The sequence below is a fragment of the Paenibacillus sp. 2TAB19 genome (assembly GCF_052115185.1).
Taxonomy (GTDB): domain Bacteria; phylum Bacillota; class Bacilli; order Paenibacillales; family Paenibacillaceae; genus Pristimantibacillus.
Map to the genome: position 1 here is coordinate 26,275 of NZ_JBFRGE010000043.1, position 25,310 is coordinate 51,584.

Genomic DNA, 25,310 nt, shown 5'->3' on the forward strand with positions numbered 1-25,310 from the left:
CCTAGGATGGATTATTTCTGCTCTGTTGCCGCTTCACGTCCGTTGGTGACAGCTGGTAATGTTTCTTGAACAATCGGCTGAAGTAATAAGCATCGGCATAACCCACGCTTCTCGCAATGTCGCGCACGGAGAACGGCTCGTTCATCAGGAGCTCATGAGCAACGCTCATCCGGTATTTTATTAAATAATCAATCGGGCCAATGCCCGTGTATTTGCGAAATAGATACGAAAAGTACTTAGCCTTGAGCCCTTGCTGGCCCGCTAAACTCTCCAACGTGATCGGCTCCATATAATGCTGACGGATATAATCGATCGTTCCCTCCATCATCGACTGGCTGTCGCTGTTTTGCTGATACCGTTCGAATAGAAGCGCTTTGTTGACCAAGCGATAGAAGAGCGTCTTTTTCTCCAGCAGCTCGATATTGCCAAGACCTGTAGATAGCTTCCGCAGTTGTTCCATCATCTGCAGCAGCGCTACATCCATCTCGATATGCAGCACGTTCACCTCGGACATCACTGAAAGGACAGCCTGTCCAGCAATAGCCGGCATGTAATGAATAAGAAAATATTCGAATTCCTGCGAATGCACAATAATCTCCATATGCCGATTGTACCCGCCGAGGAAGGCCCTGCCTGGTTGCAGCATATAGCTGATTCCGTCATAGATGAACTCGGCGTCGCCGCGAAGCGCGACAAGCAGCGCGCATTTCTTGGTAGGCTCGTACTTATGGCCCGCATGGTGACCTTCCCCTAGTACCGTCCGATACACGCCGAACAAATCAATTGGCGTCTGCACGAAATAAGCAGCCAGATCTTCGTATTTGCTGTCCATACAAGCGCCCCTCCCGCATCATGAATATTAGATTCATTTTACTGTAGAATGAGGACTGACTCAACGGCGCTAGCGACTCTTTATACGGAAAAAAAAGCCCGTCATGACTCATCGTCATAACGGACCTTCGTTCGAAGCTTTATTTTGCGAAGCTATGGTGCCCGATCGTTACGATAACGTCGAGGCTGGACCAGAACTCGCCTTTGGATACCTTCGGGTTAAAGAAGTAGACCGCATCCTCAATGTTGTTCTTCCCGTTCAAAGCATCCTTCGCGGCACGCAAGGAGCTTGCATTCGGCTTGCTCTTATCAAGCAGGCCATTATGTGCCGGCGGGAATTGCTTTCCGGAATAGATAACGCCCTTGATCGTGTCCGGGAAACGGCTGTCCTTGACACGGTTCAAAATAATGTTGGCGATACCAAGCTGTCCCCCATAAGGCTCATACCCCGCCTCAACCATCGTAATCTTAGCAAGCAGCATCAAGTCTGCTTCTGTATACGGCTTAGCAGGCGTATCCAGAATCGAAGGCACGACCACCTTCAGCTTCGTTCCCACCTTAAGTTCGGCTTTGGCATCAATTCCATTGCGCTTCAACAGCTCCGCATTCGTGCTGCCGATTTCCTTGCTAATCTCATCAATTCCGTATTCTTCCGTCGTAACAGCCGGCTGAACCGTTACCAAGTCTAGAATGGCATCCTCTGCATTCCAGTTTACCTTAGCATGCATCAGCTCGGCAGCATGGCGGAGCGGAACATAGATTCTGCCTTCCGTCATGAACGGAGCAGCATCCATCATATAGCGGCCGCCGTTGAAATAAACGACGGGAACGCCTATTCCGAATACGATTTTGTCCTTCAATACTGTATGTATCGTTGCTTCCTCGTTGTCTTTGTCCCAGCTTACGCTTGCTCCGAGCAAGTCAGCTATACGGGATACAGGAACATAAAGTCTTCCATCCTGTGTTCGAACCGGATCGGTCATCTTCATAATCTCGCCATCCAGCTTAATCGTTACGCCTTCCGCAACCGCGCCATCTTGCGCGGATACAACGGACAGCGGACCGATACAGAGCAACAGCATCGTCAACACCATGACGAGCGTCAGCCTGTTTGTCGGCTTTCCTTCTCTGACCATGAGTACCTCCTGCATAATAAGATTTAGGTCGTGTTCCGACTTACGTCTACTCGCAAGATTATAACACGCTTACATGGCCCGTAGGATTAGGGTTTTCACAGAATTGGGGCATTTGGCTACTTTTTCTTGCCCTTTTCAGCTGCTTTTTGTTCGTTTTCTGCGACTCGATAAGCAACCATTCTACGAATTAAATYGTAGGGCAACGGCTTGCCAAGCGGGAATTGAATTGCCCCTTTAGACACCTTGTAAGCCGACAATTCCTCTAGAAACGGCGGTATTCCGCTTGAAGTCGGGTAGAAGCCGATATGTTTTTTGTACGCTGCAAAAAAGACCAAACTCCCGTAATGCTTGAAAGCCGGCATCTGATAGCCGATCGTTTCGGCAGCCTCCGGCGCGGCTTCCTTTATGACGCTTCTTAATTGCTGAAGAACGGCCTGCACCTCAGGCGTGAACATGGCCATGTATTCGTCGATCGTTTCGTATGCCGCTTTGTTAGCGTCCATAGCCTAGCTGCTCCTCTCTTGATTCTATATTTGTTTTCACAATAGCGATAAGTCGTTTCACTTCAGCCCAATCGGCCGCGCGATAGACGGAATCATGGGCTACGGATAAATTATAAGGCTGATTATACAAAATAACAGGTCTGCCTGCTTCAGCGAACTGTGTCACATAATGAGGTCCATCATCAATCAATACATCAACATGCGTGTCTATGCAGTGCTGCAGCTTGTCCTCCGTCAGAGTAAGCTTATGATAAGGAATGTCATAATGCTCCAACCATCGGGCCGTGACATCCATGAAGTGCAAAGGACGAGCCGTAATGACAGAGATGCGATGCGACTGGAACAGCTCGCGCAATATTTCCGCCGCCATTGGCAATGGAGACGAGTTCCAGTGGATGTCATGCCCGTATTGATAATAGACGGCATCGCGTTTCGCCTCATCCCAGCCGTACATTCGGTACAAGTAGAAATCATTTACGTCTTCAGCCGTTAACGATAAACCAGATGCTTGATTATAGTAATGCAAATGAGAAGAGGTAGCATCAAGGACAGTGTTGTCCAGATCGATTCCGATATGCAAAAGCCGTCAACTCCTTAAGGGATTTGAGCAATTAGATACGATCCATTATAGCCATAATGAGGTAAAAGTTAAATTGGAAACAGGCTTTGTATCCCGTTATGAAAAGAAAAGGCGGTACAAGGTTATGACCTCGTACCACCTTATTATGCTGCTTCTCTGCCGGACGCTTCTACTTCGCGCCAGCCTTCAGCAATATAGCTTCGATCTCCGTGAAGCCCATCTTCTGAGCATGCTTCAACGGAGAAACGCCGCTGCCGTCTGGAATATTCACGTCTGCCCCGTGCTCGATGAGCAATTGAATCGTCTGCTGCTGTCTTGCATTGCCGTCGTTCAAGATGATCGCTTCCAATAGTGCCGTCCACCCAAGGTTATTGACGTGGTTCACTTCTACCTTCGTTTGCGTCAGAAGCTCCTTGACCACATCCACATATCCGTGCTCGGAGGCGGGGATAAGCGCCGTTCCACCGAATCGATTCGTGATGGAGGGATCGGCTCCCGCCGCAATCGTCAGCTTCAATATATCCAAATACCCTTCTGCTCCCGCATACAGAAATGGACTATTCCGCATATGATCCAGCAGGTTCACGTCCGCTCCCGCTTCAATAAGAGCTTTGGCCGAAGCTAGATCATTATTATAGGTTGCGATCATCGCTGCTGTTCTTCCGCTTGCATCTTGAACGTCTAGATTAGCGCCCTCCAGAATCAGTTTCTCGATCGTTAGCGAATCTCTGCGCTCCGCTGCTTGGATCAGCCTGTCTTCTACTGACATCGATGCACTCTCCTTTTTTTCCGGCGTCTTCTCTTCTTGTACGGCGCAGCTTTGAATGACGAGCATTCCGCTTAAGGTTATGGCAATGATCAGCCATTTTGTCATAAAGCCCTCCCTTACTTGAGCGTCACGGTTACGGAGGAAGCTGCCGCAGTTGCCCAGTCGCCGACAGGCGTTACTGCATAAGTCGTTCCGGCAATCAATTTGCCGTTATTCGTTACATCGAAGACGCCCGTTGCGCCCTTGCGGCTCGAATATTTGTAACTTGCCGTTAACACGTCGCCATTCGGTGCTGTCAACGTTATGCTGCGTCCGGAGAACAGTTCGTCTCCCGGGTCTTGCGTCAGGGTCACTTCAATCGACGTTTCGCTAATCGCTTGCGCCCCAGCCACTTGCAGCGAGTCGAACGATTTCGCAACGAACGAAGCGCTAGCGATATTCGCCCAGTCGGAGGACACTGTGTATTTAACCCCTGGAGTCAGAGTTAGACCGTCAGGCAAGCGGAACTTCGGCTCTTGCTTCCCGTCCGTTGATTGCGTGAACGGAACGTACTTCGCGACGATCGGTTCACCGCCCTCAGGTGTAATAATGACTTGCCTAGCTTGCATGGACGAAATAATTTGATACGTTTGGCCGTTCGCTTGCTCGCGATCGTTCAGAACGAAAGCATTCGCTCCGCGGCCGCCGCTGTATGCGGAAATAATGTAGCCATAGTCGATTACGCCGCTAGCTTTCAGCGATGCCAGCTCGAATGTATCGTTTGTCACTTGGCTCGCCGTCGTCATATTCAATTTCGTGCCGCTGCCCGTGAAGGAGCCTGCCGCTGTGCCTTTATAAGCCAGGTTGTACGTTTCTCCCGCCTTTTGGACGGAGGTCGGCACAATATAGGTTGCGATCGAGCCTGTTTTCAATCGTGGCATATTCGTCAAAGTCAGACCGCCGCTGAAAACAAAATCCGTCTGCGCTTTGGCGAACACTTCATCCGCAGCTGTAAGCGGCTTATCGAATGTAACAATCAAGGTGATGGCATTCAGCGATCTAACGCTCGTAAGCTTGGCCTGTTCGGAAGGAATCGCTTTGCGAGCGGTTTGCAGCAAATATGCTGTTTCGCCACGCGTTGCGATGCTGCTCTCCGCGTAGAAGGCGCTCATCCAGTGCTGGACGGATTTGATATCCCGCTGCAGCGCTTTGGATACGACTTGCGACAGCTCGGCATCCGATACTTTTCCTTGCGGGTTGAATGCTCCGTCTTGGACTTGCATAATGCCTAGTCCGACAAGCTTCGTTGCGTAAGGCGCATACCATGCGTTCGGATTCACATCCGTAAGCTCTGTTGTCACGGTTGCCGCCTTGTTCTCCAAGTCGAACACTTTGTACACCAGCGTAGCCAATTCGGCACGGCTAATTTGTCTATATTCACCCAACGAACGGTCTACATACCCGTTCATAATGCCGAGTTTATTCAATTCCTTGACCGCTGCTTCAATCTGCTGATTGGTAAGCTGCGCAATCGAAGCTGCAATATTTGCGACGTTCGTGGCTGCATGTGCTTGTTGCGCAACGACTGGCATTGCTGCTGTACCTAGAGCAGTAACGGTTAAGATTGTTGCGATTTTTTTGGCGATAGGATTCATGTTCATCATTTATTTCACTCCTCTATGGGTTGTTGTTACCTGTAGCTCTAGCATAGAGGATAGAAAGAAACTCCCGAGGGCAAATTGATTAACAAAATATAAACTGCGTCTAATTTTTATCGAAACTCACACGGTGAAGCGATAGCCTGCTCCCCACACCGTCTCGATATATTCCGGATTCGACGGCTCGGCCTCAAGCTTCCCGCGAAGCTTGCGGATATGCACCGTAACCGTCGCGATATCGCCGCTGGAATCCATGCCCCAGATCCGCTCGAACAGCTCTGTTTTGCTGAACACGCGGTTCGGATGGCTCGCCAGAAATACGAGCAGGTCGAATTCCTTCGTCGTAATCGCGACCTCTTCGCCTCTAGCGAACACGCGGCGCGACGCTTTGTCGATTTGCAGCCCTCGAATATGGATTTCGTCCTGCTCTGCAGGCTTATGCTTGCCAAGCAGCCGCTCGTAACGCGTCAGATGGGCCTTCGCTCTTGCGACCAATTCGCTTGGACTGAACGGCTTCGTAATAAAGTCGTCGACGCCTAGATTGAACGTGCGGATCTTGTCGATCTCCTCCTTCTTCGCGGACACGACGAGAATCGGCACTTCCTTCACCTCGCGGATGCGCCGGCATAGCTCGAACCCGTCCAGTCCCGGCAGCATCAAATCGACGATGATAAGGCTGTAGTCCTCCCCAAGCGCAAGCTTCAGCCCCTCATCGCCGGTGTGGCACAGATCGACACTGAAGCCGTTGAGTTCAAAATAGTCCCGTTCCAGCTGAGCAATCGTCGCCTCGTCTTCAATAATTAGAATTTTCGTCATTGCTTATGTTCGCCTCCTCGTTGGTCAGCCGTTTCAGCTTAATATAAATCGTCGTTCCGGCTCCGAGCTCGCTTGTCGCATGGATGAATCCGCCATGCTCATCGATAATTTGGCGGGCGATCGCCAGCCCAAGCCCGCTGCCGCCGGTCGAGGAATTGCGGGATTGCTCCGCGCGATAGAATCGGTCGAATATATGCGGCAGCGCCTCCTCCGATATGCCCCTGCCGTTATCCTTGAAAGCCATCGTGATCCATTCGGAATCGGCCAGCAGCGTAATGCTGAACCGTCTCGGCTCGTTAGACATATATTTGAGCGCATTATCCACAATGTTAACAACTGTTCGCTTTAATTTATCCAAATCCACAGAAGCGATAAGCGAGCCGGAAGTTTGGTTGTCCCACTCGAAGGAAACCCCTTTGTCCTCCAAATCGTACCGAAGCTCATCGATACTGTCCTCTAGGAAGTCGACCATATCCACCGCTTTGAACAAAAATGGTTCTTGATTCAAGTCTAGCTTAGAGTACAGGAACAGCTCATCGACCAGCTTATCCATGCTGACGGCTTTCGAGTGAATGATGTTGACGTACGTCTCCATTTTCTCGGGCGTATTGGCTACGCCGTCTCGAATGCCCTCGATATATCCTTTAATATTCGTAATCGGCGTGCGAAGGTCATGCGAGATGTTGGAGATAAGCTCCTTACGATTCTCTTCATCTTGCCTGCGCAGCTCATTGGACTGGTGCAGTTGCTTCCGCATGCTCTCGAACGCATCGTTTAATTGACCGACCTCGTCATTGGAACTGAGCTCGAGCTTGAACGAGAGATTGCCTGCCTTAATTTGTTCGGCGGAATTCCTTAGCTGATTAAGCGGCTTGATGAAGCTGCGGGTTATCCAGCGGTACAGCAGCAGGTTTGCTATAATAAGGACCCCGATTAGCAAGAGCGACATGACAGGAAGCAGCTTGCGAGTCAGCTCGGCGAACGGACTTCGCTCCCGAATGACGAATACGCTTCCCCGGTCTCCGTCCGAATATTGAAAATCGAATTTCGCATACGCGTAAAATCGTTCACTGATGTTAAAGGTGCTTCGTATTTGATTGTTGCTCAGATCATAGGGCGGCAGCGCCTGCTTGAGCTCCGGCTGATTGAACGTCAGCGATTCGAAGATTTGACTGCTCTCGCGCCTCACATAGAGCCCCGACTTCTCGGCTCTCAGCTTCATGTCGTATTCACGCAGCAGTTCCTTGTTTTGGAGCTCGTCGGGATCATTTTTGGCCAAATACTTCAACTCTTGGAAGATCGACTCTCCCTGCTCCGTCAACGGATTGATCTGATAATGCACTTTATAAATATCGCGGAAGCTCTGAAGATCCCCCGTCGCCGCAATCGTGTAGAGGCTCGCGGTGAGCAGGATGAACAGCAGGCTTATGACCAGCATGCCCGTGAAGGACAGCAGCATTTTAATTCGAATCGACATGTTATCACCTTCTAATGATCGCTATTGGATTAGTTAGTGCACATGTTAACACAAGATCGAAGCAAATGCCCATAGGTAAAATAAATGCTAACGATTGTTGCCAATAGCATAGTAAAAGAAAAAAGCTGAAGGGGGTTTACCTCCTTCAGCTTTTTTCGTGTTCAAATTATGATTTATGTTCACCTACAATGTCCCGAACGAATCTCTCCAGCGCTGACTTATCGGTAATATTGCGGTTACATGCCTCGCTGTTCACGCATAAATAGTTGCCGATTGCCTTATAATAGTCTGCTGAAGCGTTAGCCGGTTTTGACTTCGTTAAGGCCGTGAATAATGCGACTTCCTCATGCCGGTTGCACACGAAGCATACACTCTTCTTATTCGTAGGCGTAAATCTGCCCTCGACTCCAACAAGCTTATCGCCTAGCTCATACACCAAATACATCCGGCTAGAAGCAATGTCCGTCCAGCCAAGATACGTGAACTTGCGTAGATCAATAGCTGCCAGATCGGGAGTCTTCAGCTTCTTCACCTTCGGGAACAGCTTCTTCACCTGCTGATCCGTTGCTTGCACGAAGCTCTCTACATATGGCTCAAGCTCCTGCAAATAGGCCTGAAATTGCTCCGTTCTCTGCATTGCCGATACGCTATCAAGCATTTGCTTTTGTTGCTCTGTTGCCTGCGGAAACGCCTCGCTTATTTTCATTAGCGTGCTTTGTCGGACCGCTTCGATTACCTTCCGGTCGGCAACCGTATTGCAGGCATGCTGAAGCTGGCCTACCAGCTTCTTAATCAAGTTATATTGATGGTTTCTAATAAATGGTGTTGTCATTGCTTCTCAGCCCCTTATTATTCATGAATGGCATATAAGGTGCAAAGCCCACTAATTAGAAACGATAACGATATAAGCTTTCACGGGCGATCTATTATCAATATCGAGTCACCCCATACAAAGTATCGCCCCTTCTATCAGGCTTTGCATGAGTCGCTACATTTACCGGCAAAGTGTTTTGCCATCTCTACCGACCTCCTCCGATGAATCATAATTCATTATAATACGACCTCCTTCCAGCTTCAACATGTGCCAAATTAGCGACGAAGAACAGCTAATTGTTGACGATGATAATCGTTATCAATATAATGGAAGAAGATACTTATCGCCTTTCAATCGGGATGTCCGATTATTATACATGGGAAGAGGAATTTACACATGAGCGAGCAACAGTTGGAGTTATTCGATGTTACGATTATTGGCGGCGGACCTGCCRGACTGTATACCGCTTTCTATAGCGGAATGCGCGATTTAAAGACAAAATTGATTGAAGCGCGCGAGGAGCTCGGCGGGAGAATTCTAATCTACCCGGAGAAAATGATCTGGGACGTGGGCGGCGTAACGCCAACGCTTGGTGAGAAGCTCATCGAGCAGCTCGTTCAGCAAGCCAAAACCTTCGACCCGACTATCGTGCTCGGACAGCATATTACCGCCTATGAGCGCCAAGAGGATGGTACGCTAATACTGACTTCAGCCACGGGAGAACGCCACTGGACGAAAACAGTCGTGCTGGCTATTGGATACGGCATCCTCCAGATGGCTAAGTTAGAGATCGAAGGCGCTGACCGCTACGAGGTAAGCAACCTTCATTATACGGTGCAGGAATTGGAGATTTTCCGAGGCAAGCGGGTGCTCATCTCCGGAGGAGGCGACTCCGCGGTAGACTGGGCGAATGCAATCGAGCCGATTGCCGCCAGCTTGACTGTCGTGCATCGCAGAGATAAATTCGGCGGTCATGAGCGCAACGTAAGGCAGATGAAGTCTTCATCCGCCAACGTACTTACTCCTTATGCCGTCGATTCCCTGCAAAGCTCCAACGGCAAAGACATTGATCAGGTTATTATCAGCCATGTAGAGACGGGTGAGAAGCAGCACCTCGATGTCGATGCGGTTATCGTCAACCACGGACTGCGGTACAATTTTGGCCCGATCAAAGAGTGGGGCCTCGATATGGGCGACTGGAACGTGAACGTATCGAGCCGCATGGAAACGAATATTCCAGGTATCTACGCAGCGGGCGACTTCGTCGATCATGACAGCAAGGTTCACTTGATCGCCGGCACATTTACCGACGCCGTTAACGCGCTCAATAGCGCCAAATTATACATCGACCCGCAGGCCGATAAAGTCGCTTACGTCTCCTCGCATAATGCGAAGTTCAAGGAGAAGAACCGCGAGCTTGGCGTTCTGGTTGAGGATGACGAGCATTAATTAATAATTATATAATAAAAAGCTTAGCTCCCTCGGAGCTAAGCTTTTTTTGTCCGATGCTCAATTGAGTGAACAAGCGCTGTTCTTGAAATAACGGGAATTTCCCCTGTTATTTTTTCGGAAATGACCTATTGATTTGGAATAACAGGGATTCCTCATGTTAATTTCGCCACAGTCACCAATTCGACCGAAATACAGAGTTATTAACAGKAGAAATTCCATCTAATCATGAAAATAGGCAAGTAGAGCCGTAATAACGGTACATTTTCCAGTTATTTTGTTCACACATTACTAACTTATACCGGGTTCATAGCGAGAAGCATCCCCAGTATGACCGATACGGATTCCGCGCGAGTCGATGGCGCTGCCGGAGCGAACTTGTTGCCAGGCGTGGCTTCCGCTTGGATCATGTTATGCTTCACAGCTGTGGCAACACTATCCTTCGCCCACTTCGGAATAGCCGCTTCGTCCGCGTAGCCAGTAGATGCGCCCGTGGACAGCGCCAGCTTCGAAGCGCGGACGACCATGGACACCATCTCCGTATGGGTGATGCCCGCGCCCGGACGGAAAGTGCCATCCGTATAACCGCTAATAATGCCTAACGCTACGGCCTTCTCTACATAAGGAAGCGCCCAAGCTGCGATCTTGTTTTTGTCTTTGAAGGTTAATGGCGCTCCCTCAACAGCGGGATTCAAAGCCTTAATTAACAGCGTAGCGAATTCAGCACGCGTAATGCCGCCATTCGGCTTGAAGCTGCCGTCTGTGTAGCCGCTGGCGAAACCAAGCTTCACTGCGGTAGCAATTTCATCTTCGGCCCAATGGCCCACCGTATCTTTAAACTTGCCAGAGCCAGCCGTAGGATCTTCAACCGTAACGGTGCAAATATCCTTGTATCCGCCAACGTCCGACTTGGCGATAATCTTGGCAATACCAGGGTTAACCGCTGTTACTTTGCCGGAGCTGTCCACCGTTGCGATATCCGGATTCGCGCTGCTCCACACGACCTTCTTGTTCACTGCGTTAGCAGGCAGAATGGTCGCCGTCAGCGTTTCGCTTTGCCCCTTCTGCAGCGTTATTGCGTTTTTGTTCAGGCTAATACGGTTCAGAACAATCTTGTCGATGTTTACGAGTTCCTTGCTCCATATTTCCGTAAATTTAGGGTCCAACTTAATAATCGGTGTATCCGGCTTAATGACAGGCGAAGTGACATCCGGTAAATCAATAATATCGATCGGCCCGAAGATATCGGGGTCTATGTTTATATTCAATCGAACCTTCGTCCGGACAAGCGTCGATATCCAACCAAGCGACTCCGCATCCGTTAACGTGTATTTGTCTACAACCGGTGTAACCGTATAAGCATAAATAATATCGTTTTTCTTCGCCGTTGCCTTATCCTCGTAAACAAGCGGCCCGATATAGTCTTCCGTATTGCTTACCACGAACGTCTTCGTCCMGTCTGGACCGTCGCGCTTGATCTCGTAATAAGATTCCATATTCGTATGATCCGTCCACGTAATTTTCACCGTGCCGTCATTGTTAGGTGTTGCGACCAAATCCGAAGGAGAACTTGGCTGCAGCACCTTGTAGGGACCAAGAATCCGTTCGTCATAGCTGTTGTCGCCTATAAAAGGTTTGAATAGAACGCCCAAACGAAGCCTTACCGACAAGTAAGCGGGATCAATCGGAATTTGAAAAATCGCTCCAGAGCCAGGCGCTCTGAACCAGGAAGGATTATTGTCCAAAGCAAAATCCACTCTTGGTATCTCCGTCGTCGTGAAATGACTGTCATCCGTATAAGAGAAACGATACGTCCGACCGGCAATCAGATAAGGAACGCTCAGCGGTTTTTGCCCTGCCCAAACATCCCCACCTTCATAAACGCTGTACGTGAGTATGCGAGCTATCGCGGACGCACTAGGAATCGGGCCTAACGTGGACGCGAATAGGATGATCGCGAACAGCGCTACCGCGATCTTTTGAAACCATTTCATTAAATGACCTCCTCAACTCAAGCGAATAGCTATCCATTTTCCTTCAAAATGTATGCTTGCTCGTGAGGAGTGATTCCGAAGATTAAGACGAAAGGGATGATATTGCGCATTCACGGCAATTCTCCGCTAACATCTGCGCCGTCCGCATTAGAAAAATACTCCTTCAACCCATCCACAATCGCCTGAGCCACTTGGTCTTGCCAAGCTTCGTCCAGCATTTGCGCTTCTTCCTGGGGATTGGTGAGGAACCCGAGCTCCATGAGAATAGAAGGACTCTCATTTCCATCAAGCACCTTCCAGCCTTCCTGCTTGACACCCCGATCGGGAAAGCCGGTTGCCTCGGCAAGCTTCCTATGAATGATGTTCGCCAGCGGAAAGCTGCTAGCCGCATCGTAATAGGTCTCCATCCCGGTGACGCCAGGGTCCTCATACGTATTGCCATGGATGGATAGGAAAGCATCGGTATTCAGCTCATTCGAATATAAAGTGCGATTCTCCAGCTCAATGAACGTATCGTCCGTGCGCGTCATGTACGGATTGTACAGCGGGTCCTCCTCAAGCAGCGCATACACCTTCTGAGCCAGTGACAACGTAAAATCTTTCTCCTCTTTTCCGCTTGCGCCGTTTGCCCCAGGGTCCTTCCCGCCGTGACCGGCATCAATTACGATTGTAAACCCAGGTAGCTCGGCTTCCGAAGGCGAAGAAGATCCGCCGGCATTCTCCAACTCATTCGAGACTCCAGATAGAGCTGAGTCGCCATTCGTATGCACAGGCGGCTCCTGGTCATAAGAAGGCCAAAGAATAATAGCCAAAGCGATAATACCCAGCAAAAGTATGAGAGCACGAAGCCGCGAACGACCTCGTTTCCTGCCAATCAAGCCTCTGTTCATATTTCCTATTTCCCTCGATTTAACTTGCATTCGCGTTCACATCCATTTGCGACATCGTATCTTTATAAGAGCGCTCCATTCTTGCTTTGAAAGCATCTGAAACCGACTTATTATCCTTGTAGCCTTCCGCAGGCAAAACCCTGTACGTGTATACGGAGCCGCCTTGCTCCTTATCCCGATACACCCATGTCGGAACATAATCGACCTTGCTAATGAACGTTTTGCCCGTCTCGAGGTTTTTGCTGATCTCGAAGCGAACAATGACGCCGTCCTCCGTGTACACATTATCGAGTGTCTCGGCCCGTTGATTGGATATGAAATTGCCCATTGAATAGATGACAAACGTTTGGTCCAGCCATTCCGATCTTTGAATGACATGCGGGTGGCTGCCAAGAATAATTCCAACGCCGGAGTCGGCCAGCATCTGAGCCAGCTCTTCCTGCCTGCCGGACGGCTCGCGCTCATATTCATTGCCCCAGTGGATCGATGCAACGATAAGATCCGCTCCTTGCACCTTCGCATATGCGATGTCTTCCTTCATCTTCTGCTCATCCACGACATTGATCATGGCATCCAGCTCGTCCGCCGTAAGCATACTCTCGAGTCCATTGACATGCTCCGTATAGGATAAAAAAGCAAGCTTGATGCCTTTAACCTCCTTCATCAGCACCCTCGATTCCGGCCGGCTCGCATACGTACCGACCGTGTCCATAGCATGATTACGAATCGTGTCCAATGTTCGAATAATGCCGTCCTTACCTGTATCGAGACTATGATTGTTAGCGGTAGTCATTACGTCGAAACCCGCTTCCTGCAGCGCATCTACCGCTTCATCAGGCGAGTTGAAGCGCGGATATCCGGAGTAAGGATACTTGTCCTTGCCAGCCGTTGTTGTCTCAAAGTTCGCGATCGCGACATCCGCTTCTTCTATGATCGGCTTCACCACTTCGAATACCGGCTTAAAATCATAGCTGCCTGCATCAACTAATGCGCTCTCTAGCTGCGTATTGTGGAACATAATATCGCCGACGGCTGCAAGCTGAATCGTAATGTCGCCGGATTTTTCTTGCTCCGATTCCTGACCCTGCTCCACCACCGTCAACGCCTGCGGCTTCTTGCTTTCGCCATCGCCCTTGTTTGCGCCGACGATGCCCTCATATCCCTGTATCCAAACAGCAACGCCAACTGCCGCTCCGATGATTGCCAATGAGATTACTCCTGCTCCCAGCCTCTTCCTCCACATCCCTTTTCCCCGTCTCATGATTGTTGCTCCTCATCCACATATTGCTCATAGGTCAGTCCGCTCTCGAACACCTTAGTCGCCAGCTCGATACCTAAGTACCGAATATGCCATGGTTCATAGATATAACCGGTAATGTCTTCCTTGCCCTTCGGATATCTAATGATGAATCCATATTCGTGAGCATGGGCCGCTAACCATTTCCCTTCTTCCTTCTCGCCGAAATCTTCCGTCAGCTTGAGCGATACGCTTTCGCTCGTTACGTCCATCGCAAGTCCTGTTTGGTGCTCGCTTTGGCCTGCCTTCGCGCTATAACGATTCGCTGCTTCCTCTCCCGCCTGCTTGGCATAACCGGCGAACAGCGCATCTTGCGTCTTGAAGGAGCGATAGCCTGAACGGGCATACAGCTTATGTCCTTCCTTCTCCGCCCCGGCGAACAATTGCTTAAGTGCCGCAGCCGGCTCCTCTCTCAGTTGATTCACTTCGGGATTCTCGAGCACCGTTGGCACCTCCACCTTCACCAAGTCTTCCGGCACCTCGGATTCTTCGAGAGGATGTTCCCGATTGACCAATGCTTTAATCGTCCAATCGTACGCGACTTTGTCCGCTTCTATTACATCAGCCATTGTTTCTTTCAACGGCGTCTTCTTTGGAGGCAAACCTTCTGCTTTCGTCCCGCTTGCTCCTTGCGCCTGTGCCTGCGGGTCCGCGTCCCGTCCGTCACATGCGGTCATCATCGAAAGCGTAATGACCGCTAAGGCTGTTACGGCTGCGAGCTTCGTCCTTCTATTTCTTGTCATTGCTTACTCTCCCATCTTCGTCGGTGACATGCTGCTAGTGTAACGAAGCGGCATATTAGAAGTGAGATAGACTTGTAATGAAGTTGTAAAATATCAAAAAAACGCAAAAAAAAGAGACTAAAATCAGTCTCTTTTTCCTTACTTGGATATTTCGTACATTCGCTTGCCGATCCATAGCTGCAGGATGGTCATAATATCTTTGTAGAAGCCTACAACTTCGCCAGTGAGTGTGTTAATCAGCACACTTAACTCAACGACGTCGCTATCCTTTTTCTTATAGTACAATTCCGTCACATATCCGCTTAAATAGTAGCTGTCATCCCATTCCAATGCGCTCTGCGTATAATCGCCCATCGTCTCGATGAATTGATCTGCTTTGGCTACCATGCCGTTAATATCAAATTTTTTATCGACGGACGTTGGACGTTTCTCTGCGTCCACTCTCGAGAGGCCGACAACTTCGCCATCCTTTGCGTTCATGACGACGCCGTATATATCCTCGGAATCGTATTTGTTAACGATCGTGGACATGTAGATGCCGTTAGCGACCTCGCCTAATTGCTCTTTATACTCAACTAGAAATCCCAGCTTCATTTTCATATCGTTCGTCGCATCCGCCAATACCGCTTTGATCTGCTGTTGATCCATAGAGGTCGTCTCGATCAATATATCGTCCACCGACAGATTATGGCCAAAGTATTTGTTCACCGCATTAACGCTAAGCATCTTGACGGACTCTTCCGAAAGCACGCCGTTATATTCCACCTCTTCGGCCGGCTTATCTTGATTGATTTTTTTGACCATGACGGTATTTTTCGGAATACTCGAGTAGAAGCTGCCGCATCCGGCGAGCAGCATACTGAATATCGAAACAACGAGCAGCGTTGCGATCATTCTCATGTTCCGCTCACCTCGATTGCACGGTTTGGTTGCCCGAAAACAACCCGTATCGTTGTGCCTCGCCCAAGCTCGCTGGCCACTTCGATCACGCCATGATGAAGCTCCGCAATACTCCGGCAGATCGACAGCCCTAACCCCGCTCCATTGTTGTTCCTCGTTCGAGCTTTGTCCGCCATATAGAACGGCTCGAATATGTTAGCGATATGCTCCTCGGCAATTCCTTTACCCTCATCCGCGACTTCAAGCACGCATGCCTCTCCTTGCATTGCCGTACGGATCGTGACTCGTCCCTTCTCGCTTGAAGCTTTGACCGCATTGTCCACTAGATTGAATATGATGACCTTAATCAAATCCTTCTCAGCCAGCAAAGGACTATCCTCGCACAGCAGCTCAAGCTCGATCGCCTTCGCGCTGGCAATTAACCTGAGCGAAGATTCCATCTCCGCTACAATATCCTTCAAGTTGTCTGGCTTCATCAGGGGCTGTCTGTCGGTCAGCAGGATCAAATCCATCAGCTTCGTCGACAACGCCTCGAGCCTCTTGCCCTCATTGTAAATCACGTTAACCCCTTCAAGAAAAGCCGCCTCGTCGTATTTGGTCGTCCGCATATAATTGGCATATCCAATGATCGACGTTAACGGCGTCTTCAGCTCATGGGTAATATTATTGATGAAACGCTGCTGTGCGCTGTTGTTGCGTTCCAGCTCGATGATTTTATCCTCCACGACCGATGCCATCTCATTGAAATTAGTCGCCAATATGCCGATTTCATCACGGGATTTCAGCTGTACCCGCTCCGAGAACTGACCTTGAGCGATCTCCTTGGCTGTACGAACCATATTCTCGATCGGCTTCGTCAGCCCTTTGCTGATGAAGAACATCACGATCATGTAGAGCAAGCATGCGCCAATGTCGATTTGAATGAATAACCGGTACTGCTCCACCCGTTCCGCATAAAGCGGCGAAACATCCTTGACGTAGGTGAATACATAGCTTTTCTGATTAATGTCCGTTACGTTCGTTGTGAAGAGCATAGTACGGCTGTCGATATCTCTCAAAATATATTTGATCTCGTCCGGCTGCAGCCCCTTCTGCTCCTCGCGGTCTGCCGGCATGTCAAAGTCCAGGTTACTATAGATCGTTTTGTTCTGGTCGCCCGCAATTTCAAGGTAGTTGCCCTGGCCGCTGTTCTTCTCCACGAACTCCTGAGCGATATTCGTAAGCACGGTTTTCTCGTAATCAATGGAATCGTAAATGCGCAGGATCGGCACGATCGCGTTCACGCTTGAGTTAATGCTCATGTTCGCGCTCAACGTGTTGTTGATCTCCTGCAGCAGCATTTTGCTATGGTTTCGTTCGATGACCATGATGGAAGCCGCATTGAATATGACGATGAACGTAATAATAGAGAACAGACATATTTTTTGCCAAAATTTCATCGGCTAATCCTCCAGCCTGTAGCCGATCTTGTAGATCGTCTTAATATGCTCCTGCAGGCCGAGCTTCTTTCTTAACGACTTAATATGCATATCGACGGTTCTCGTCTCGCCGTAGAAATCGCCGCCCCACACCTTCTCGATAAACTGCTCCCGCGACAAGGCAATGTTCTTATTCCGGATCAGAACGATCAACAATTCATACTCCTTCGGCGTAAGCTCTGCAACCGTATCGTGGGCCGTTACTTCACGTTTGTCCAGGTATACTCGGATATGGTGAAAGGCAATGACCGAATCCTCCTTGCCGTAACGCCTTAATACCGTCTCGATACGCGCCAGCAGTTCGATCGCCTCGAACGGCTTGACCATGTAGTCGTCCGCTCCCAGCTTCAAGCCGCTTACCTTGTCGAACACTGACTCCCTAGCCGTTAAGAAAATAACCGGAACTTCCAACGGCCTTATCTTCTCCATCAGCTCGAATCCGTCCATACGGGGAATCATCACATCGAGCAGGATCAGGTCGAACTTGCCGCTGCGGATCGTCTCCAGCGCTTCAATGCCATCATACGCCTGTTCGGTCTCATATCCGACGATCGTCAAATTCATCTTAATAATATTCGAAATCGAGCTATCGTCCTCGACGATAAGTATTCGCTTATTCATTGCCTGTTCATGCCTCCAATTCACATCCCACAAGCAAACGCTGCTACACTCCCAACATAGCATAATTTCGCAGGAAAGAGAAAGAGCCGCCCCGCAAGCCTAATGGCTATAGGGACAGCCCTTGTAGTTAATCTAAGTTGCAGCCTGCTCGCCAACCAGCTTCCAGTCCGATTGGGTGTAATTGCCCATATGCCACAAGGACACGCCCTTCAGACCGTAATACTTCGCGAGCCATAGCTTCTTCGCTATACTTTGCGTATCTTCATAAAATAGTTCATGACTGCTGCTCGTATCCGCGAAAGTCGCTTTGGTCACGAAATAAGGCATCGGCCATGAGATCTTCACTCCTGACATCGCCAGCCGCTTTTCTACATCCGTGATGGCTGGGCTGAGCACAGATCCGGTGACGCCATTCGTCGTTACCCACTGATTCGCCTGCTTGGAGATGCCCAGCACGAGCTTCTCTCTCGGTATAACCTTCAGCGCCGTGGCCACCGTATCGTTAACGAGCGGCAGCGGAGCCGAAGGCAGCTTGCTCGCGTCATGGGTGAAGTCATAAGCCATCAGTATAACGGTATCTGCCAGCTTGCCGATCTCCTTCAAATCATAGCCTTTGTAATAATGGATCGGAGGCACGGCCACGGACAATGTGCGTGAGCCTAACTGAGCCTTCAACGCTTGCAGGAATCGCACGTAATCTGCCGCGCTTGCCGCATCCTTCAAGCCTTCGAAGTCGATGCTCACGCCGGTGAACGAGTAAGCTGGATCGTTCACGGTCGCTACCAACGATTCGATAAAGGCAGCTTGTGCAGGCAGATCCTTCAAGAAGTCTGCCAGCTTGCTGCTGCCGTCTGCGAATACCATTAGCTCCTTCGAGAGCCCCGCTGCATCGGCCGCAGCAATGACCTCCTCGTAACCGTTCGGAATGCGATTGACCGTCGCGCTCGTATTCAGCTTAGCCGTTCCCGCAGTGCTATACTCTAAGTGCGACCAACCAAAGATTACATTCGCGAGCTTGTCCATCTGATTAATCGCAGGATAAGATTGAACCGCATAATAGCCGGTAAAATCAACCTTCTGCTCGGATATCCGCTTGTCTAATAGTCGATAAATAACAGCCGCCGCCTGCTTGCGAATAAGCGGCTCGGCCGGCTTAAAGCCGCTTGAATCGCCCTCCATAATGCCGCGGTGCGCCGCATAGTATACATAAGGCTGTATAGAAACCGTAATAGCGGAATGATCTTTGAAGGCTCTTGCATCCCGTTCCTTCTTCCACTCCGTGGACAACCATTGCTTCCTTGTCTCTTCCTTCTCCGACTCCAGCAGCGACTGCCCTACCAGCATCGCAACCTCTTGTCTCGTAATCGTCTTCGTTGGTTGGAACAATCCCTTGCTATCTAATAAACGATCGAGCCATCCACGTTCATAGGCAACCGAAATGAACGGCGCAGACCAACGATTTTTCGCCACATCGCCAGGTAGTCGGGACGCGGCAGCAGCGCTCGTATCCAATTGAGCCGCCGTGACGAGCAGCTTAATGAACGCTTCCCTCGATAAGTCGGCTTCCGGTCGATAGGTTCGATCCTCGTAACCGCTAATAATGCCCAGCGCCGATAACGTATAGATGGACTCCTTCGAATAATCATTTTTTTCGTCTTTGAAGGGCTGGAGCTGTACGTCATAGGCGAACGTTTGATTTGCGAACAGCAGTACAAATATAAATACAAGCAGACTTGCTTTCCTAATCATGATAATCTCCTCTCTTAGGTACGACTCTATTATAAACGACCTAGAGAGGTTAATAGTTTCATATTCAAACGGCCAGAGGAAAACTTACTTCTCTTTACCTCTGTACATCAAGATTAAAGCAAGGATAAAGACAATAAGAACCAAGGACATCGTATTCGTGATCAAGAATGCATAACCAACGCCATCGAGCGCTAAGCTAACCGCATAGACCTCCATAAGTCCGATGCCGGCGAATAGCAGCCAGAACGTTTTCTGATTCAAGTCCTTCACCGATTTTGTTCGAATGATTTGCACAATTTGCGGAATCCATCCGAACGAAAGAATAACGCCTCCGATAATCTGAAACAGGGCAAAGAGCATACGATCCCCTCCAAATGAAGCTTATGCATCAATAACCCATTTCGTGACGAACGCCCGCCAAAACGGAAAAGGCCGTGCAGCAACAAAATTAACTGCACGGCCCAGGGTATTCGGCTTAAGGATGAATGGGAAAGTCAAATCCAAAATTTCAAGTAAACAAACTATTTCTGTTGATGCAATATCGCGTAACCGTACGCAGGAAGCTCATAGCTCAATCGACCATGCGCGGTGGCGACTTCTTTCCCTGATAGGATATCAGCCCAGGTTTCCCCGTCTACCAACGTCTGTAAGGTTGAAGAAACCCCCGAACGATTAATGAGTATCACGAACAGATCCTGGTCGTCTCGACGCTCGTATATTAAATGCTGATCATTGTCCTGGTCAGATACAAAGGTTAGTGTTCCATCTTGCAGGGCAGCATATTGGTGACGCAAGGAGATGAGCCGCTTGAAAAACTGAAGCAAATCGCCGTTCTGTTTCTCCGGATCCCATTCCATACATTTGCGATTATCGGGATCATAACCTCCATCCATACCGATCTCATCGCCGTAATAGATACAAGGCGCGCCCGGGAACGTAAGCTGGAACAACGTTGCTAGCTTCAGCCTCTCTAGGCTGCCGCCGCACAGCGTGAGCAGACGAACCGTATCATGACTGCCGAGCAAATTAAAGGCAACTTCATTTACTTGTCTCGAATAGCTCGTCATTTGCCCGCTGAGCCTATTAACGAGCTCCGATGCACCGATTCGATTGTGGGCAAAGAAATCGAGACACGCTTTTGTGAAGGGATAATTCATGACTGCATCGAATTGATCGCCAAGCAACCATGGCAAAGAATCATTCATAATTTCCCCTAAAATATAGGCTTCCGGATTAACAGCCTTTACCGTTTGGCGGAACTCTCTCCAGAAGGCATGATCCACCTCATTCGCTACATCGAGTCTCCAACCGTCGATTCCCACTTCTTCAATCCAATACGTTGCGACTTTCAGAAGATACGCTTTCACTTCGGCGTTCTCTGTATTCAACTTCGGCATGATCGGTTCAAAGGCGAAGGTATCATACGACGGAAGGCCATCCTTCACGGTGAGCGGCCATTCGCGTATGTGGAACCAATCGGCGTAAGGGGAAGCGGCTCCCTTTTGCATGACATCGACAAAAGGTTCAAACGTGTGACCCGAGTGATTGAATACGGCGTCAAGCAATACCCGTATTCCTCGTTCATGGCACGCTTTCACGAGCTGCTTCAACGTATCATTCGTGCCGAAATGCGGATCGACTTTCAAATAATCCTTCGTATCGTATTTATGGTTGGTCGTTCCCTCGAACACCGGATTCATATAAATCGMGTTAATGCCAAGCGCGCTCACATAATCAAGATGATCGATAATGCCTTGCAAATCGCCGCCAAAAAAATTATGAGGAGTTGGCTTGCCGCCCCATTGCTCAGTCCCTTCAGGATCGTTGGACGGATCTCCGTTCGCGAACCGCTCCGGAAATATTTGATAAAACACGGCTTTCTTCACCCATGCCGGCGGCTTATGAACATCAGCAGGATTTAGGAACGGGAAATCGTATAAGCCTTCATAAAAAATGACCGGCGGTTCGTCAAAAAGGCCTTTCTCCGATAAGTAGACTGTTCTTTCCCCATCATTCAAGGCAAAATAATAAGCCACCCTGCGAAGCTTCGGCTGTATGGCAGCCTCCCAATAATCGAACTTACCGTCAGATACCCAATGAGCCATGGGTATACAATCATTGACGTGCTCCCAGCTATATTTGTCGCCATAATAAAGAGTAATTTGTTTGATATCCGCTTTCTTCGTTCGAATTCGGATATGCAGGGTGCGATCATCGTAAGCATAGGTCCAATTAAATTTGGAACGGTGGTAAATCGCTTCTTCATTCATACTCTTGTGCACTCTCCTTAGAATTAGGTAGATTAAGACAACGCAAAAAGGGCCCAACCGCGTATACACGAGGTTGAACCCAAATGGTTACATTGCCTTTAATTTCCACAAATTTAACATAGGAATATCGTTACGTCAATCGTTTTTCTTATTTACTCGTTGCGCTTCGCTTGGCAAACCACTCTGACTTCGGCTTCCGCACTGGCCTCGCCTTAGATCCGTCAGACTTGGATGCTGCCGGCTTTGCATAGTTCGATTTGGATGCTGGCGGTCTAGCGCCAGCCGGTTTCGAAGCTTTTRGCTTAGCTGCTGCCGCCGCTGCTGCTATCGCAGCTTTGGTAACAGGTTTATTCCGCATCGGATACGGATGCTCTTTCATTTCAGGAATGCTTTTGCCGATCAACTTCTCAATATCCTTCAGGTTCGAAAGCTCCTCCGCCTCGCAGAACGAGATTGCGATTCCGCTATTTCCAGCTCTGCCCGTACGGCCAATACGATGCACGTAGGTTTCCGGAATTTCGGGAAGGTTGAAGTTGAATACATGAGAAAGCTCATCCACATCTATGCCCCGTGCCGCGATATCCGTTGCCACGAGTACTCGCGTTGCGCCATTCTTGAAGTTTCTTAACGCATTCTGGCGATCGTTTTGCGACTTATTGCCATGAATGGCTTGTGCCGTAATTCCTGCGTGAGATAGATCTCGCGTAACGCGGTCGGCACCGCGTTTCGTCCGAGTAAATACCAACGCCGAAGCAATCGTTTTATCTTGCAGCAAGTCGTTCAATAACGCTTGTTTTTTCCCGTTTTCCAACAAATAAATCGATTGCTCTATTCGATCAACCGTAGAGGATACCGGCGTGATTTCGACTTTTACCGGATTAATGAGTATCGATTTAATCATTTTCGATATTTCCGGCGGCATCGTTGCCGAGAAGAAAAGGGTTTGCTTCTTACTAGGCATTTTGGCAATAATTCGTTTCACATCATGGATAAAGCCCATATCGAGCATCCGGTCAGCTTCATCAAGCACCAAAATTTGAACATGCTGCAGATCAATACGTTTTTGATTGATGAGATCGATGAGTCGGCCCGGCGTTGCGATAATAATATCCGCGCCTTGTTGAAGCGCACGCTCCTGCTGCTTCTGCGACACGCCGCCAACGATAGCGCAACAACGGATATCGGTATACTGGCTATACGCCTTAATGTTGTCGGCAATTTGAATAGCCAACTCCCTTGTCGGAGTCAATATTAATGAGCGAATGCGGCGTCCCGTGTTCGGACTCGATTTCTGCTCGCTTAACAGCTGAATGATCGGCAAAGAAAACGCCGCCGTCTTTCCTGTACCCGTCTGGGCACAACCAAGTAAATCTCTGCCTTCCAGCACTGCCGGAATCGACTGTTCCTGAATCGGTGTAGGCGTTGTATAGTTCTCTTTGCTTAAAGCTTTTAGTATCGAAGGTGAAAGATTCAAATCGTTAAATGTCATATAGTCTCCTTAGTTATACTTGCCTATATTAGTCACGCAAGCAACTATAATATCCGTTGTAGCGGTCTYCACTAACCGTTTCATTACATCATAACATACAAGTATAGCACAGTGCAGACACTATAAGGACAAAAAACGAAAAAACCGCGCAGCAGCATGCTTCGCGGTCTTAGTTCTCATATAAAAACCTATAATGGCTGTACGCTGAATGTCGTTACCAGTTTGTGCGCGGCCCCTGAATGGAATCCGTAGCGCGGTCAATATCGTTCATCATATCTTTAATGCGATTCAGCCCTTGCTCAAGCTGTTTCTGATGGGAATCGAGACGATGAGCAAGCGATCTGATTTGCACTTGAGTCGGAGCTTGGGGAGCATTCGATAGCTCGATCAGCTCTTTCTCCAATGCATCAATACCAATCAAGCCTGTTCCAAGCATTTCGATGCCGAACTTGGCTTTGTCAGCCAGATGGTCGATTCTTAGCGCGGTTTCCTTCGCTTGCTGGTTTCCCCATCCACCCATGTAGTTGTTCTGGCCAACCGGCGGTGTGTAATCGCTCATTATGACGAGCCTCCTTATTTCTGATATTTATCAGTGATCTCGTCGATCTTATTCGTCAGCTTGTCGATTTCGTCTGTCAAGCTATCGATTTCGTTCGTCAGCTTGTCAACATCCTTGATGTTGCGTTGAACTTCGTCGATATTGCCTGTTGCAGCGATCACTTTGGACATGACCTCTTGTGCAATGGAAGTAACAAGAACCTGAACATGGTCAGGAGCGTTCTGTCCCACTTGCCCGACCAGCCTGTCGATCAGCGGCTTTACTTGAGACAATGTCGTCGCGGCATTCGTTAATTCACGGCCGCAAGAGTTGAGCTCGGAGTCGATTTTGTCAGCGACACGGTCAATCTTGGATTGTGTAATCTGATCAATTTCTCTAACTACTTTATCGATATCATTCGCCATTTCACGTACTGCGCCTTTTCCTACTAACATGGACTACTCCTCCAGTTTGTTGACAAATTCTTGAATCACCTCCAATTATAAAGGAGAAGACCTTGCTCTTCAATCCAAATAAGGGAAATCACATCTTTTATTTAGGAGGTTAAATAAGCAGCGGCATACAAGAAAACTAAGGGGCGCAGCCTATTCCAGGCCCGCCCCTCATGATCATGCGTATCGGTTGTATATTCGGTACAGAAACATTGCCGCTTCCGCGCGAGTCGTCAGCGCTTGCGGGTTCAGCTTGCCTCCCGATCCAGAGATAAGTCCCTCTTGGACTAGAGCTGCCATGCTTGCTTGCGCATATCCGGCAATATCAGCATTGTCGTTGTAGCCATCAAGGACTGCGGTATCAGCCGCTGCCGCTAGTCCTTTCACCTTCTCTAGCGCGCGAGCCGTCATCGCCGCCATGTCTTGCCTTGTGATATTGTCCTGCGGACGGAATTCATTGCCGCCGCTTCCCGTAATAATCCCCAGCTGCTTCGCAACGCCCAGCGCTTCGTAATAATAAGCGTCCAGCGAAACGTCGGCGAAGTTGCCTTCGAATGCCGCACTCAGTCCTAATGTTCTGACCAGCAGCACGACATAATCGGCTCTAGTAATCTGTGCTTTAGGAGCAAAGGCTTCTGTCGTGATTCCGTTAATGATGCCTTTGGAGGCCATTATTTCTATCGCTTGCTTTGCCCACTCCGCTTGGTTCAAATCGTCGAAAGTACGTTTGGCGTAGGCTACCCCGTATGCGCTGAAGTGTGTCGTAACAAAGGTAACGGTTCCGCTCTTCGCATCGTAACGCCCGCTCGGAATCGAGATCACGTTGCCGCTGCCGTCGATATACCAGATAACGATATGCTCAGGGTTCTCCAGCTCC

The 25,310-nt window shown here is 49.2% G+C and carries 24 protein-coding genes; 1 reads left to right on the forward strand and 23 read right to left on the reverse strand.

What is annotated here, in order from left to right; genetic code table 11:
• Position 1: 1 nt before the first annotated feature.
• From AB4Z33_RS19000 to AB4Z33_RS19040, 9 genes are all read right to left on the reverse strand, one after another.
• Positions 2-832, reverse strand: a complete 831-nt coding sequence (locus AB4Z33_RS19000) for an AraC family transcriptional regulator (protein ID WP_442051420.1) — start codon at positions 830-832, stop codon at positions 2-4.
• Positions 833-971: 139 nt separating this feature from the next.
• On the reverse strand, positions 972-1,967 hold the full coding sequence (locus AB4Z33_RS19005; RefSeq protein ID WP_442051421.1) for a cell wall hydrolase: 996 nt from the start codon (positions 1,965-1,967) through the stop codon (positions 972-974).
• Positions 1,968-2,083: 116 nt separating this feature from the next.
• A complete protein-coding gene (locus tag AB4Z33_RS19010; protein WP_442051422.1) occupies positions 2,084-2,470 on the reverse strand; it encodes an iron chaperone in 387 nt (128 codons plus the stop codon).
• Positions 2,460-3,050 carry a 5' nucleotidase, NT5C type gene (locus AB4Z33_RS19015; RefSeq protein WP_442051423.1) on the reverse strand — a complete coding sequence of 197 codons (591 nt, stop codon included), beginning with the start codon at positions 3,048-3,050 and terminating at the stop codon, positions 2,460-2,462. Before AB4Z33_RS19015 ends, AB4Z33_RS19010 begins: the two co-directional genes overlap by 11 nt.
• A 169-nt stretch (positions 3,051-3,219) precedes the next feature.
• Positions 3,220-3,924 (reverse strand): ankyrin repeat domain-containing protein, encoded by a 705-nt coding sequence (locus AB4Z33_RS19020; protein WP_442051424.1) that lies wholly within the window; start codon positions 3,922-3,924, stop codon positions 3,220-3,222.
• Between the two features lie 11 nt (positions 3,925-3,935).
• Positions 3,936-5,453, reverse strand: a complete 1,518-nt coding sequence (locus AB4Z33_RS19025; RefSeq protein ID WP_442051445.1) for an S-layer homology domain-containing protein — start codon at positions 5,451-5,453, stop codon at positions 3,936-3,938.
• 126 nt (positions 5,454-5,579) lie between these two features.
• A complete protein-coding gene (locus AB4Z33_RS19030) occupies positions 5,580-6,272 on the reverse strand; it encodes a response regulator transcription factor (protein ID WP_442051425.1) in 693 nt (230 codons plus the stop codon).
• Positions 6,250-7,749, reverse strand: a complete 1,500-nt coding sequence (locus tag AB4Z33_RS19035) for an ATP-binding protein (RefSeq protein WP_442051426.1) — start codon at positions 7,747-7,749, stop codon at positions 6,250-6,252. Before AB4Z33_RS19035 ends, AB4Z33_RS19030 begins: the two co-directional genes overlap by 23 nt.
• Before the next feature lie 166 nt (positions 7,750-7,915).
• Entirely contained in the window at positions 7,916-8,581 is a 666-nt protein-coding gene (locus AB4Z33_RS19040) for a FusB/FusC family EF-G-binding protein (RefSeq protein ID WP_442051427.1), read from the reverse strand.
• 378 nt (positions 8,582-8,959) lie between these two features.
• Here AB4Z33_RS19040 and AB4Z33_RS19045 point away from each other — a divergent pair, with 378 nt between their 5' ends.
• Complete coding sequence (locus tag AB4Z33_RS19045; protein WP_442051428.1) at positions 8,960-10,012, forward strand: NAD(P)/FAD-dependent oxidoreductase; 1,053 nt, start codon at positions 8,960-8,962, stop codon at positions 10,010-10,012.
• Between the two features lie 296 nt (positions 10,013-10,308).
• On the opposite strand, the gene AB4Z33_RS19050 is transcribed toward AB4Z33_RS19045, so the two are convergent.
• From AB4Z33_RS19050 to AB4Z33_RS19115, 14 genes are all read right to left on the reverse strand, one after another.
• Positions 10,309-12,006 carry an S-layer homology domain-containing protein gene (locus tag AB4Z33_RS19050; protein WP_442051429.1) on the reverse strand — a complete coding sequence of 566 codons (1,698 nt, stop codon included), beginning with the start codon at positions 12,004-12,006 and terminating at the stop codon, positions 10,309-10,311.
• A gap of 110 nt (positions 12,007-12,116) precedes the next feature.
• Entirely contained in the window at positions 12,117-12,896 is a 780-nt protein-coding gene (locus AB4Z33_RS19055; RefSeq protein ID WP_442051430.1) for an N-acetylmuramoyl-L-alanine amidase family protein, read from the reverse strand.
• A 19-nt stretch (positions 12,897-12,915) separates the two neighbouring features.
• The gene (locus AB4Z33_RS19060; RefSeq protein ID WP_442051431.1) at positions 12,916-14,157 is read right to left on the reverse strand and encodes a CapA family protein; all 1,242 of its coding nucleotides are present in this window, start codon (positions 14,155-14,157) and stop codon (positions 12,916-12,918) included.
• The gene (locus AB4Z33_RS19065) at positions 14,154-14,936 is read right to left on the reverse strand and encodes a M15 family metallopeptidase (RefSeq protein WP_442051432.1); all 783 of its coding nucleotides are present in this window, start codon (positions 14,934-14,936) and stop codon (positions 14,154-14,156) included. The genes AB4Z33_RS19060 and AB4Z33_RS19065 overlap by 4 nt, the downstream gene beginning before the upstream one ends.
• 138 nt (positions 14,937-15,074) lie before the next feature.
• Entirely contained in the window at positions 15,075-15,836 is a 762-nt protein-coding gene (locus AB4Z33_RS19070; RefSeq protein ID WP_442051433.1) for a hypothetical protein, read from the reverse strand.
• Entirely contained in the window at positions 15,833-17,275 is a 1,443-nt protein-coding gene (locus AB4Z33_RS19075) for an ATP-binding protein (RefSeq protein WP_442051434.1), read from the reverse strand. The genes AB4Z33_RS19070 and AB4Z33_RS19075 overlap by 4 nt, the downstream gene beginning before the upstream one ends.
• Before the next feature lie 3 nt (positions 17,276-17,278).
• Positions 17,279-17,935 carry a response regulator transcription factor gene (locus tag AB4Z33_RS19080; protein WP_442051435.1) on the reverse strand — a complete coding sequence of 219 codons (657 nt, stop codon included), beginning with the start codon at positions 17,933-17,935 and terminating at the stop codon, positions 17,279-17,281.
• A gap of 132 nt (positions 17,936-18,067) precedes the next feature.
• Positions 18,068-19,684, reverse strand: a complete 1,617-nt coding sequence (locus AB4Z33_RS19085) for a glycosyl hydrolase family 18 protein (protein WP_442051436.1) — start codon at positions 19,682-19,684, stop codon at positions 18,068-18,070.
• A gap of 84 nt (positions 19,685-19,768) precedes the next feature.
• Positions 19,769-20,044 (reverse strand): PQ-loop domain-containing transporter, encoded by a 276-nt coding sequence (locus AB4Z33_RS19090; RefSeq protein WP_442051437.1) that lies wholly within the window; start codon positions 20,042-20,044, stop codon positions 19,769-19,771.
• A 161-nt stretch (positions 20,045-20,205) separates the two neighbouring features.
• Entirely contained in the window at positions 20,206-21,954 is a 1,749-nt protein-coding gene (locus AB4Z33_RS19095; protein WP_442051438.1) for an alpha-glycosidase, read from the reverse strand.
• Positions 21,955-22,102: 148 nt separating this feature from the next.
• Positions 22,103-23,443, reverse strand: coding sequence for a DEAD/DEAH box helicase (locus AB4Z33_RS19100; protein ID WP_442051439.1), 1,341 nt, complete (start codon positions 23,441-23,443; stop codon positions 22,103-22,105).
• A gap of 214 nt (positions 23,444-23,657) precedes the next feature.
• Entirely contained in the window at positions 23,658-24,002 is a 345-nt protein-coding gene (locus AB4Z33_RS19105) for a hypothetical protein (RefSeq protein WP_442051440.1), read from the reverse strand.
• A gap of 14 nt (positions 24,003-24,016) precedes the next feature.
• Positions 24,017-24,436 (reverse strand): hypothetical protein, encoded by a 420-nt coding sequence (locus AB4Z33_RS19110; RefSeq protein WP_442051441.1) that lies wholly within the window; start codon positions 24,434-24,436, stop codon positions 24,017-24,019.
• A gap of 174 nt (positions 24,437-24,610) precedes the next feature.
• On the reverse strand, positions 24,611-25,310 hold a 700-nt coding region (locus tag AB4Z33_RS19115), incomplete at its 5' end, for an S-layer homology domain-containing protein (RefSeq protein ID WP_442051442.1).